Raw genomic sequence first — 12,914 nt, 5'->3', positions numbered from 1 at the left:
ATTATTATTCCTTTACCAAAGGGTGCCCTAGATTTCTTTTTGATTATATCTTTGTCTTTATCTTTACTTATTTTATTAATATCTTTATATATTCAAAAACCAGCAGATTTAACAACTTTCCCTACAATAATTCTTGTATTAGCACTATTTAGACTATCCTTAAATATTGCAACAACACGGTCTATTTTAAGTGAAGGACATAATGGTCCAGATGCTGTAAGTTCTATAATTTCTGCTTTTGGAGATTTTGTTGTTGGTGGAAATATGGTAATTGGTATTATTGTATTTATTATTCTTGTACTTATTAATTTTATGGTTGTTACAAAGGGTGCTACAAGGGTTGCTGAGGTTACGGCAAGATTTACACTTGATTCTATGCCTGGTAAACAAATGGCTATTGATGCTGATTTAAATGCTGGATTTATTGATGATAAAGAAGCTCAAGTAAGAAGAAAAGAATTAATATCTGAAGCAAACTTTTATGGTGCAATGGATGGATCATCTAAGTTTGTAAAAGGTGATGCTGTTGCTGGTATTATTATAACCCTTGTAAATTTAGTTGGTGGACTTTTAATTGGATTATTTCAACATGATATGACAGTTGCCCAAAGTGGTGAAATTTATACAATTTTAACAATTGGTGATGGACTTGTTGCTCAAATACCAGCACTTATATTATCAACTGCTACTGCTATTATTATTACACGTTCAAATATGGATGAAGAGAAGTTTGCAAATAATGCAGTTGCACAATTAGTAAAAGATTCAAAGTCTCTTATTTTAGTGGGATTAGGTTTAGTTTTATTTGGATTAGTTCCAGGTTTTCCTACAGGTATTTTAATGATTATGGGAGTATTTTTAGTTGCAATTGGTTATGCAGTTTATATGGTTGAAGAGAATAGAGATAATGCTGTTACTAGATTTCTTAAACCAGAAATCCAAAAATCTGCTATTGATCCAAGTGATAGTATAGATACATTGAAAGATAAGAAAAAACAAGCTGCTGCTCCAGATGAAAAACAAGTTATGGAGAATATTATGAAACTTGAAGTTCTTGAACTTAAACTTGGAATTAGGCTTCTTCAGCTTGTTCAAGGTGATTCTGAACTTTTAGATAAAATTAAAGCTATAAGAAAAACAATAGCTACGGAGCTTGGTTTTGTAATCCCTCAAATTAGAATTTCAGATAATACAAGCCTTTCACCAAATGAATATGAGTTTTATTTAAAAAGAATTCCATTAGTAAAAGGTAGAGTAGAAATAAATAAACTGCTTGCAATGGGTGGTGTAGGAAATGAGAAGCTAAAAGGTCTTCATGTAAAAGAACCTGTATTTAGTCTTCCTGCAACTTGGATTGATGAAGAACAAAAAGAAGATGCTTTAATGAAAGGTTTCACTGTTGTAGATGCTCCTACAATTATTTCTACACATATCTCTGAAGTAATAAAAAAGCATGCTGAAGATATTATTACTAGACAAGATATTGTTGATATTGTTGATAGTCTTAAAAAAGATTTCCCTATTGTAGTAGATGAAGCTATGAAAGTTACATCTTATGGGGCATTATTAAAAGTATGTAAAGATTTACTTCATGAAAAAATACCAATTGTTGATATGTTGACAATTGTTGAAGCAATTGCAGATATTGCAGAGTTTACAAAAGCACCTGATATATTGCTTGAACATGTTAGAAGTAAATTATTTAGACTTATAACTGATAGGTTTAAAGATACTGATGGCACTTTACATATTATTACTATGAAACCAGAAATTGAGCAACAATTTATAGGTAAACTTCAAGAACAACATGGAGTCTCACAGCTTATGCTTTCTATTGCAGAAATCAATAACTTAGTTACAAAAACAAAAGAGTTGTTAGAGCAAGTAGAAGCGAAAGGTTTTAGTAAAGTTGCAATGGTTGTTGATCCATTACTTAGAAAAAGAGTTTCAGAAATCTATGAAAAGTTTGGATTACAGGTTGCGGTATTATCCCATGCAGAATTAGATTCAAAAGCAAATTTTGCAATTGAAGGTACGTTAGAGTTTTAATGAAACAAGTTAGATTTTTATTTATATGTATTTTTTTTAATATTTATTTATTTGCAGATCTTAATATGCAAGCACCAGATTCTTTTGTAAAAGGAGAATCTTATATATTTAAATATGAGGCAATAGGTAGTTCAATTGATTTTCCAAAAATTGAAAAGATAGATAGATATTTGGTTGAAGATTTGGGTACTTCAAGGTCATTACAAATTATCAATGGTAATTATGATGAGAAGTATAGTAAAACTTATAAAATAGCTCCTACTGATGATTTTACTATTCCTAGTTTTACATTTATGATAAATGGAAAAGAAGTTAAATCAAATGAGAAAAGAGTTACTGTACAAAAAGTTACGAAAACAACTTCTTCAAAATTTGATTTAAGTTTAAAGCCTTCAAAGACATCTTTATATGTTGGTGAAGATTTATTAGTAAAACTAGTATTTAAATATAGAAGAGGCCTTCAAATTACCAATTTAGGTTTTGAGCAACCTCATTTTGAAAACTTTTGGTATAAAAAGATTACAAATGGTAATAGACGTTATGAAGAAAATGGCTTTATAGTTCAAGAACTAGAGTTCTTGCTTTTCCCTCAAAAAAGTGGAGAGTTAACTATTGATTCTTTAAGAGTTGATGTTCAATTAGTTGATACAAACTCTTCTTCTAATACTTTTGGATTTTTTAGTGCAATTCCAAAAGTAGTAAAAGTTTATTCAAATGAATTAAAGTTAAATGTTAAAGAGTTACCAAAAGATATAAATTTAATTGGTGAATTTGATATTGAAACTAATATAAACAAAACAAAAGTTAAACAAGGTGAATCTATATCTTTTAAAGTTGATATTAATGGAGTTGGGAATTTTGATGATATTCAAGATATAAAATTAAATATTGATGAAGCAACAATCTATGATAATAAGCCAGAGATAAAAACTAAATATTCTTCAAAAGGTTATGAAGGAACTTATTCAAAAGTTTATTCTATTGTTCCAAACAAGTCAATAGAGATACCTAGTATAAGTTTTAAATATTTTAATAAAAAAGACAAGAAAATAGTTGAGAAAAAAACTAAATCTTATAAAATAGAAGTAGAAGATTTTAAAGAGAAAAAAGTAGTTTTAGAAAAAGCTGAAAAAGAAATTGAAACAAAAAAAGAAGTTATTATAAAAAAAGAGAGTAGTTTTCAAGAAAAACTTACTTTTTTTATCTTAGGAATAATAGTTACATTATTAATAATTGGTTTATATTCTTATGTTAAGATTTTGAAATCTAAAAAAAGAAATGATGATATTCCTTTAATAAAACTTGTTAAGAAAACAAGTACTAAACAAGAATTAATGAAGTTATTAATTCCTTATATAAAATCAAATACTATTTTAGATGAATTAATATATCAATGTGAAAGTGAAAAAGATTTTAAAATTTTAAAGAAAGAGATTATTGAAGTTTTAAAAGAGATAAAAATTTAAGAGGTTATTATGAGATATTTATTAGTAGTGTTAGTTTTTTTGAGTTCAAGTTTTGCTTATGAGTTTTATGCAAAATTAGAACCTATTAATAGTTATATGGTTAAATCTTCAGTAAATGGTAAAGTAATCTATACAAATGATAAAATAGAAGGTTATAAAGCTAATAATTCAAAAATTATAGAAATAGATTCATATGTGGATAGAATTGATTTACAACAATCAAATAATAAATTAAAAGCTATTAACAATATGATGAAAATAGAAGATAAAAATTATGCTAGACTTTTAAAAGTATCTTCAAAATCAGGTTTTGAAAAAGATAATCAAAAATTAAAAGTAATTACTTTTGAAACTACAAAAGCAGATATTTTAGTAAAAATAGCTAACTTAAAAGATAGTATAAAAAATAAAAAACTAGTTGAGAAGAGTAACTATATTTTTAATATAGCAGTTAAAAAGGGTGATTATGTAAACCCTGGAACACTCCTTTATGAATCAAAGGATTTAAGTAAAGGAAAACTAGAAATTTTTATTCCAATATCTGATGTTGAAAAAGTTAAAGATAAAACAATATATTTAAATGATGAAAAAACAGATTTAAAAATAGATAAAATTTATAATGTAGCTGATTCAAAACATATATCTTCTTATAAAGCAGAGATTATAATTAAAAATCCAAAAACATTTTCAAGGTTAGTTAAAATTGAATTTAAATAATACTGTAGCTTGTCCATTAGACTGTTTTGATGCCTGTGAAGCAGTTTTAAATGATGATAAAATAAAAGGTAATGAAAATCATCCAACTACAAAATCAAAACTTTGTTTGAATTTTGCGAGTTTATTAAAAGAAAATTATTTAGAAAATGCTTATATTAACAAAGAGAAAGCTACTTTGAATAATGCTCTTGAAGTTTTAGTTCAAAAATTAAAAGATACAGATGCTTCAAAAACACTTTATTATAAAGGGTCTGGAAACCTTGGAGTTATGCAAAGTTCACCTAAAAGCTTTTTTTCAGAATATGGTTCAGTTTTTACAAGAGGGAGTTTATGTGAAGGTGCAGGGGAAGAAGGTTTAGCCCTTGGACGTGGAAAATGTGTAAATCCTCCAATTGCTAAACTTATTGATTCTGATGTAATTATTGTATGGGGTAGAAATTTTTCAGTAACTTCTCCACATATGTATAATTTAGTAAAAGATAAAACTTTTATTACTATTGATCCAATATCTACTCCAATTGCTAAAAAAAGTGAGCTTCATTTACAAATCAATCCAAAAACTGACCATGAATTAGCACTTCTTCTTACAAGATTTGCATATATGGAAGATATGGAAGATGAAGAGTTTATTGAAGAGTATGGTGAAGGTGCTGACTGGTTTTTTGATTTAGCTAAATCAAGACCTTTAGTATCATATGAAAAAACAACAGGAATATCTTTAAGCGACGCAACTAAACTTTTTGAACTAATAAAAGGTAAATCAGTATCTTTAATGTTAGGCCTTGGTGTACAAAAATATTATGAAGGAGTAAATATAATGCGTGCAATTGATTCTTTTGCTGCATATATTGGTTTACATAATAAAGATAAAGGTGGAGTTTGGTATTTATCTGATTCTGGATATGGTTATGAGTCTCCATTTATTTCAAAGCCAAAGAAAAAAGTTGATTTACCAGAAGTAGATTTTGCTTTATATGAGTTAGTATTTATTCAAGGTGCAAATCCAGTTGTAAGTTCTCCAAATACTCAAAAGTTAATTGATGGATTAAAAAAGAGTTTTGTAATTTACTTTGGAACAACTTTTAATGATACTTGTGAATATGCTGATATTATTATTCCATCTTCTAATTTTAAAGCAAAAAGAGATGTTAGAATATCTTATGGACATGAATATATAGCAGTTTCAGAGGCAATTGAAGAAAAACAAAATAATAGTATTTCTGAATATGAGTTTACAAAATATATGTTTGATAGATTTGGCTTTACTGGATTAGTTTCAGAAGATGAAGCTATAAATTATTACCTTAATAAAAAAAGAGAAGACTATTCTTTTTTAGATAGTTTTGAATTTTTAGAAGAGTTAGAAGTTGAAAACTTATATGAAGAAAAAGAAGAAAATCAATACTATTTTTTAACTTCAAAGAGAAAAGATTCTTTAAACTCTCAGTTTAAAGAAAATGATTATTTATATATGAACCCAAGTTGTGATTTTAAAGATGCAGACAGCGTTACTGTAAGTTCAATTCATGGAAAAGCAAATTTTATTGTAAAACTTAGTGAAGATATAAAAAATGATTGTGTTGTTGCGTATGCTGGAAACAAATATGCAAACTATGTTACTCCTCATAAAAGTGATGAAGAAGCTTTCTCTGCAATTTTTCAAGAGGTTTTAGTTTCTATTGAATTATCGTGAATTATTAACTAAATATCCTGTAATAAGACAACTCTCTTTATTACAATTTATTGCATATTTTGGGGCATGGTTTTCAAATGTTGCAATATATACTATGCTAGTAAATTTTGGTTCTTCTTCCTTTGCCATTTCTGTTGTTGTAGCTATGCATCTTATCCCTGCAATTGTTATTGCACCACTTTCAGGTGCTATTATAGATAGATTTAAGATTAAATCATTAATGTTAACTCTTCTTACAACTGAATTGATTATGACTTTACTTTTTTTAACAATAGACGATAAAAGTGAACTTTGGTTATTGATGATTTTTATTTTTATTAGAATGGGTAGTGCTTCGATGTTTTTTTCAACTGAAATGTCACTTCTTCCTAAACTTGTATCAGGAAAAGTATTACAAAAAGCAAATGAAATCCATTCTATTATTTGGTCTTTTACATATGCAGCAGGAATGGGAGTAGGTGGGATAGTAGTTAACTCATTTGGAATTAAAACTGCAATTATGATTGATGCATTATTTTTCTTAAGTGCAATAATTTTATTTTTAAATATAGAGTTTAAAATTGATATTATTCATACTAAAGAAAAAATATCAACTATGATAAAAGATGGATTTATTTATCTGAAAAACAATAAAATAGTTTTACATCTAATTTTACTTCACTCTTCTGTTGGACTTACTGCTTTTGATACTTTAGTCACACTTTTAGCTAAAAATGAATATAAATATATTATTGCTGTTCCTTTATCAATTGGTATTACAAATGCCTTTAGAGCGGTTGCTTTGATGGTAGGACCTTTATTTATCACAAATAAGGTTAATAAAGAGACGCTAACTTATATATTGCTTTTTCAGGGTATTGCAATTGTTGCTTGGGGACTATTACAGTTTAATTTTTATATTGCTTTAGTAGCTGTCTTTTTTACAGGTTTTATGACTACAACGATTTGGTCATATACTTATGCTCTATTACAAGAAAAAGTTGAACAAAAATATTTAGGACGGGTTATATCATATAATGATATGATATTTATGTTATCAAACGTAATTACAACATTTTTTATTGGAATAATGGCTGATTTAATTAGTTTAGAGCTAATAACTATTATAATAGGATGTGCATTTTTTGCTGTTGCAATATATTATAAAAGGATTAAAGAATGGATATAGAAAGTATGAATATAAATAAAAAAGTTTTAGTTCTTGCAATTTATAAAAAAGAAGAAGATGAAACTTTAACTGATGTTATAAAAAAAATGGATAATACCAAGGTATTTACATTAAAAGAGGGAAAAAAGTACTTAAAAGAGCTAAGAAAAGAACAATTAGTTTTAGATGATTATCTAACAATGATGGGAATTGTAAAAGCTAAAGAAATCGAATTAGAATTTAAAATATAAAATATAAAATATATTTTAAATTAGTCTTTTAAATCATCTAAAAAATTTATTGTTTTAAAATAATCTTTATAGAAAGGTAAAGTAACTTCTTCAAAACTTTCTTTGTCTTCATATAAATTTATATACCAATCAAAATCTATTTTTCTATTTTTTAAAGCTTCTTGTGATAATAAAGAATCATTAATACTACCTAATCTAGAAGGACAAATTAATATTGCCTTAGTTTTAAGTTTTTTGATTAAATCTATAATGAAAAAATCTTTTTCAATAGGAACTAATAATCCTCCAGCACCTTCAATAATTAATATATCACACAGTGATTCTAAATATTTTTTTTTCTCAATGATTAAATTTATATCTATCTTCAAATCTTTTTTTGCTACATATGGAGCAGCTGGAAGTTCAAATTGATATGGTACAACATCATTTATTGAAACATCAAAATTTGGATTTAATTCTTTTACTAGATTTAACATTTTATTTCCATCAATTGGTAAATCTATAACGCCTGTTTCAATAGGTTTATAGTAACCAACTTTTAAACCTTTATTTGCATAATATTTTAAAAAAAGTTCACTTGCATAAGTTTTGCCAATGTCTGTATTTGTAGCAGTTATAAATATATTCTTTGTATTGTTCATAAATATCTCTTAGTTTTTTAATTTTGTATTATATCTAAATCTAAAAAAATCTTTAAATTATTTAATAAACATTATCTTTTACTAATGTTAGTACTTTTTTGTTATAATATATACATAATAAATTATAAAGGCATATAGTGGCTAATGAATTAGAGATTGAGTTAGATAGTGATTTAGAGGTATCTGAACCAAAAAAATATAAAGTTTTTTTATTGAATGATGATTATTCAACAATGGATTTTGTTATAGACATCTTAACAAAGGTATTTAGAAAAAATGTAGACCAAGCGACGCAAATAATGCTTAATATTCATAATAATGGAAAAGCAATATGTGGTATTTATACTCATGAAATTGCCTCAACAAAAGTAACACAAGTAAAAACATTAGCAAGAGAAAAAGGCTTTCCTTTAAAAGCTATGATGGAAGAAGAATAGATGATAAGTAAAGAATTAAGAAATATATTTGCACAAGCTGTAAATTATGCAAAAAAAAGTAGACATGAATATTTAACAATTGAACATATATTTTTAATGCTGATTCATGATGAAGTTATTGAAAGCTTATTTGTAGATTTAGGATTAGATCAAAATAAACTTTTTAATGATATTAAAAAACATATTGATGAAAATACACCTGTTTATCCTGAAGATGTTCAAGATGAGCCAATTGAAACAGTCACTTTAACTTCTACAATTGAGAATATGGTTGCAACTACGCAAACTAGCGGAAGAGGCAATGCAAGTGTAGAAGATATGTTTGTAGCAATTTTAAAAGATGAAAAATCTTATGCAACATTTCTTTTAAAATCAGCTGGAGTTGAAAGAGTTGATATTTTAGAAGAAATTTCGCATAAAGAAGATGACGAAGATGAGTTTGAAAATGAAGCAACTACAAATAATGATGAGAATAAAGAAACAAAAGTATTAGATAAGAATTCTACTGAATTAGTTTCTTTAGCTTTAAAAGGTGAAATTGATCCTGTTATTGGAAGAGAAAAAGAGATAAGTAGAGTAGTTCAGATTTTAAGTAGAAGAAAGAAAAATAATCCTATTTTAGTGGGTGAACCTGGTGTTGGAAAAACTGCAATTGCTGAAGGTTTAGCTTTAGAAATTGCAAATAAAAGAGTTCCTGAATTTTTAGAAGGAGCAAAAGTATTCTCTTTAGACATGGGCTCTATGTTAGCAGGAACAAAATATAGAGGGGATTTTGAAAAGAAATTAAAAGCACTTTTAAAAGAGATAATTAAAATTCCAAATTCTATTTTATTTATAGATGAGATACACACAATAGTAGGAGCTGGAAGTGTCAGTGGAAGCGCTATGGATGCTTCGAATATTTTAAAACCAATGCTTGCAAATGGTAAACTTAGATGTATAGGAGCTACAACTTTTTCTGAATTTAGAAATGATTTTTCTAAAGATAAAGCACTAAGTAGAAGATTTGCAAAAGTAGATATAGATGAGCCTTCAATTGAAGATACAGTAACTATTTTAGAAGGTTTAAAGTCTAAATATGAAGAGTTTCACGGAGTTAAATATAATAAAAATTCTATTGAAATGGCAGTTGAACTTAGCAAAAAATACATAACAGATAGATTCTTACCAGATAGTGCAATTGATGTTATTGATGAGGTTGGAGCTTCAAAGAAAATAGAGTATGCTACATTAAATAAAAAGAATATAAAAATTTTACAAAAAGATGTTGAAGATACAGTTGCTAAAATGGCACATATTCCTTCTAAATCTGCAACTAGATCTGATATTTCTTTACTAAAAAATCTTGAAAAGAATATGCAAAAAAGAGTATTTGGACAAGATGAAGCAATTTCTACTATTGTTCAATCAATAAAAAGAAATAAAGCTGGATTAAATATTGATAAAAAACCTATTGGAAGTTTTCTTTTTACAGGACCTACTGGTGTTGGTAAAACAGAAGTTGCAAAAGAGTTATCAAATCAATTAGGTATTCATTTTGAAAGATTTGATATGAGTGAATATATGGAAGCTCATACCATTTCAAGACTTATTGGAGCACCAGCTGGATATGTTGGATTTGAAAATGGTGGACTTTTAACAGAAGCTATTAGAAAACATCCTCATTGTGTACTTTTACTTGATGAGATTGAAAAAGCTCATCCTGATTTAATGTCAATTTTACTTCAAGTTATGGATAATGCGGAACTTACTGACAATAGTGGTAATAAAGCAGATTTTCAAAATGTAGTTTTAGTTATGACATCTAATCTTGGTGCAAGTGAAGCAAATGTAATGGGATTTGCTAAAGATGATTCTTTAAATGAAAACAAAGCAGTAAATAAATTTTTTGCTCCTGAGTTTAGAAATAGACTTGATGCTATGGTTAGTTTTGATTCTTTAAGTATTGATGTTGTTACAAAAGTAGCAGGTAAATTTGTTGAAGACTTAGAAAAACAGTTAGAAAGTAAAAAAATCAGTATTAGTATTACTAATAGAGCTAAAAAAGAATTGGCAATACTAGGTTATGATAAAGCTATGGGTGCAAGACCTCTTGGTAGAGTTATTTCAGATAAAATTAAAAATGTTTTAACTGATGAAATTTTATTCGGTAAACTTAAAAAAGGTGGAAGTGTTAAAATTGATTTTGTGAAAGATGAATTTGTATTTGAATACAAACCATTAGAACACAAATAATTCACTTTTTTATATTAAAATAATAACTTAATTACTTTTTAAGTCAAAAAAAGTAAAATTCGCAATTATTTTACGCAAGGATGTATTAGATGAAAAAAATTTTATTAAGTTCAGTTGTAGCTATCGCACTATTAACTGGATGTGGGGAAGACAAAAAAGCTGCAGAAACAAAACCAGTTGTTGAAGCAAAAGTTGAAGAAGTAAAAAAAGTTGAGCCAAAAGTAGAAATGGCAAAAACTCCAGAAGAAAAACTAGTTGATCAAGTTAAAGAATCAACTTCTACTGTTGCAACTAAAATTGCTGAAGAATCAAAAAAAGTTGCTGAAATTGGAACAGAGGCTGTAAAAAGTGTAAGTGAAAAAGTTGTTGCAAAAACAGAAGAAGTTACTAAAGTAATGACTGAAAAAGCAGTTGAAACAAAAGATAAGATTGAAGAAAGTATTAATACTATCGTTGCTACTAAAACGGAAGCAAAAGATAGTACTGCTGATGCTGCAAAAGGAAAAGGTTTATATTTAAAATGTGCAGGCTGTCATGGTCAAAATGGTGAAAAAGCTGCATTAGGTAAATCAAAAGTTATTAAAGGTTGGGAAGCATCTAAAACTGTTGCGGCACTAAAAGGTTACAAAGATGGATCTTATGGTGGACCAATGAAAGGTGTTATGAAAAGCCAAGTAGCTAATTTAAGTGATGAAGAAGTTGATGCATTAGGTGCATTTATATCTTCACTTTAATATAAAGGGAACTTTTCCCTTTATATAAATATTATGAATATATTACCTTTAGATAAGTATTCATACTCTTTTCCAAATCCTTTATATGCCTGTGATGAAGGTATTTTAGCCTATGGTGGGGATTTGTCTACAACTAGACTTCTTAAAGCATATTTAAATGGAATTTTTCCATGGTATAATAAAACTGATCCTATTTTATGGTGGAGTCCAAATCCACGTATGATTTTAAATTTAAATGAATTTAAAGTATCAAAATCCTTAAAAAAAACAATTGATAAAAATATTTTTGAGATTAAGTTTGATAGTAATTTTAAACAAGTAATGATTGAATGTTCAAAAATAAATAGAGAAGGACAAAATGGCACTTGGATTTTACCTGAAATAATTGAAGCATATACAAAATTATATGAAATGAAATTTGCACACTCTTTTGAAGCTTATTTTAATGGAGAGTTAGTTGGTGGTGGGTATGGTATAAACATAGGTAATATATTTTGCGGCGAGTCTATGTTTTCAAAGAAAAATGATGCCTCAAAAGTAGCTTTATATTATTTAGTACAAAGACTTAAATCAAATGGTTTTAAGATGATTGATTGTCAAATTCCAACTCCTCATTTAGAGTCCTTAGGAGCCAAAAAAATTCCAAGAGAAGAGTTTTTGAATCTAGTCTGCGAATCTAAAGAAAATCCTAAAAACTTTTAATATTTAATCCTAGTTTTTTATAATAGCATATCCTAATGTGAGATATGTTATTTTACGTTTTTAAATAGTTAGGAAGTAAAAATGATTAAAAAATTAGATATAGAAAGTGATGAATTTCAAACAGTATTTGAATTAACAAAACAATTTACAGATAAAGTATGTGAAGAGCATGGATTTGTTTATAATCCAGAAGCTGATGTAAATGAATCAATTCAAATGGGACTTACAAGAAATAAACTTATATATGATAAAAGGTATTGTCCCTGTTTTATGGTTGTAGGTAATACACAAGAAGAAAAAGATAAAGCAGATAATAGACTTTGTCCTTGTACTCCTGCTCTAGAAGAAGAGATACCAGCGCAGGGGCATTGTCATTGTGGAATTTTTTGTACACCAGAGTATGCAAAATCAATTGAAGAGAAAGCACAATTAATTGAAGAAGAGATTGTTCATTCTAAAGGTCTTAAAAAAGACGAGTGTGAAGCAATTTTAACTAAAGAGCAAATAAGTGGACATGAAGTTGAATCTTTATTAGAAGCAAGAGAATTAGGTTTTGTAAATTTCAATTTAGTAGATACAAGAGAGTGGATGGAGTGGGTAGGACATAGAATTAAAGGTACTGATTATTTGATTCCTACAACATCATTTTATCAAGCTCTAGAAAGAATTCAAGATAAGAAAGAGGTTCCTGTAGTTGTATATTGTCACAGTGGTAGTAGAAGTGCATATTGTCAAAGAATTATGCTAGATATGGGATTTAAATCTGTAGCAAATTTAGATTATGGAATTATAACTTACCAAGGTGAAATTATATCTGGAGAATAAATACAGTTTGTGATTAT

The 12,914-nt window shown here is 27.3% G+C and carries 12 protein-coding genes; 11 read left to right on the top strand and 1 reads right to left on the bottom strand.

The window, feature by feature from the left end:
• The 6 genes from flhA to BT997_RS09805 all read left to right on the top strand — a co-directional run.
• The coding region (flhA, locus tag BT997_RS09830) for a flagellar biosynthesis protein FlhA (protein ID WP_258239469.1) at window positions 1-2,049 on the top strand (2,049 nt) is incomplete at its 5' end.
• The gene (locus tag BT997_RS09825; protein WP_072681671.1) at window positions 2,049-3,515 is read left to right on the top strand and encodes a BatD family protein; all 1,467 of its coding nucleotides are present in this window, start codon (window positions 2,049-2,051) and stop codon (window positions 3,513-3,515) included. The genes flhA and BT997_RS09825, both read left to right, overlap by 1 nt.
• Window positions 3,516-3,524: 9 nt before the next feature.
• Window positions 3,525-4,232, top strand: coding sequence for an HlyD family secretion protein (locus tag BT997_RS09820; protein ID WP_072681669.1), 708 nt, complete (start codon window positions 3,525-3,527; stop codon window positions 4,230-4,232).
• Window positions 4,219-5,925: a molybdopterin-dependent oxidoreductase gene (locus BT997_RS09815; RefSeq protein WP_072681667.1), complete on the top strand. Its 1,707-nt coding sequence runs from the start codon at window positions 4,219-4,221 to the stop codon at window positions 5,923-5,925. The genes BT997_RS09820 and BT997_RS09815 overlap by 14 nt, the downstream gene beginning before the upstream one ends.
• Complete coding sequence (locus tag BT997_RS09810) at window positions 5,912-7,093, top strand: MFS transporter (RefSeq protein ID WP_072681665.1); 1,182 nt, start codon at window positions 5,912-5,914, stop codon at window positions 7,091-7,093. The genes BT997_RS09815 and BT997_RS09810 overlap by 14 nt, the downstream gene beginning before the upstream one ends.
• Complete coding sequence (locus tag BT997_RS09805) at window positions 7,084-7,323, top strand: hypothetical protein (protein WP_072681662.1); 240 nt, start codon at window positions 7,084-7,086, stop codon at window positions 7,321-7,323. The genes BT997_RS09810 and BT997_RS09805 overlap by 10 nt, the downstream gene beginning before the upstream one ends.
• A 20-nt stretch (window positions 7,324-7,343) precedes the next feature.
• Here BT997_RS09805 and bioD read toward each other — a convergent pair whose 3' ends face one another.
• Entirely contained in the window at window positions 7,344-7,964 is a 621-nt protein-coding gene (gene bioD, locus BT997_RS09800) for a dethiobiotin synthase (protein ID WP_072681660.1), read from the bottom strand.
• Window positions 7,965-8,101: 137 nt separating this feature from the next.
• On the opposite strand from bioD, the gene clpS reads away from it, so the two are divergent.
• The 5 genes from clpS (at window position 8,102) to BT997_RS09775 (ending at window position 12,897) form a co-directional block, all read left to right on the top strand.
• A complete protein-coding gene (gene clpS / locus BT997_RS09795; RefSeq protein WP_072681657.1) occupies window positions 8,102-8,401 on the top strand; it encodes an ATP-dependent Clp protease adapter ClpS in 300 nt (99 codons plus the stop codon).
• Window positions 8,402-10,636 carry an ATP-dependent Clp protease ATP-binding subunit ClpA gene (gene clpA / locus BT997_RS09790; protein ID WP_072681654.1) on the top strand — a complete coding sequence of 745 codons (2,235 nt, stop codon included), beginning with the start codon at window positions 8,402-8,404 and terminating at the stop codon, window positions 10,634-10,636.
• An 89-nt stretch (window positions 10,637-10,725) separates the two neighbouring features.
• On the top strand, window positions 10,726-11,370 hold the full coding sequence (locus tag BT997_RS15760) for a c-type cytochrome (RefSeq protein WP_307190061.1): 645 nt from the start codon (window positions 10,726-10,728) through the stop codon (window positions 11,368-11,370).
• A gap of 33 nt (window positions 11,371-11,403) precedes the next feature.
• Complete coding sequence (gene aat / locus BT997_RS09780) at window positions 11,404-12,072, top strand: leucyl/phenylalanyl-tRNA--protein transferase (RefSeq protein ID WP_174247226.1); 669 nt, start codon at window positions 11,404-11,406, stop codon at window positions 12,070-12,072.
• An 81-nt stretch (window positions 12,073-12,153) separates the two neighbouring features.
• Entirely contained in the window at window positions 12,154-12,897 is a 744-nt protein-coding gene (locus BT997_RS09775; RefSeq protein WP_072681652.1) for a ferredoxin-thioredoxin reductase catalytic domain-containing protein, read from the top strand.
• The last annotated feature ends 17 nt before the right edge of the window (window positions 12,898-12,914 follow it).

Source organism: Arcobacter sp. LA11, from assembly GCF_001895145.1.
In the GTDB taxonomy this organism is placed as follows: Bacteria; Campylobacterota; Campylobacteria; order Campylobacterales; family Arcobacteraceae; genus Halarcobacter.
The sequence above is the reverse complement of the archived record's forward strand: the minus strand, read 5'-3'. Positions and strand labels throughout refer to the sequence as shown.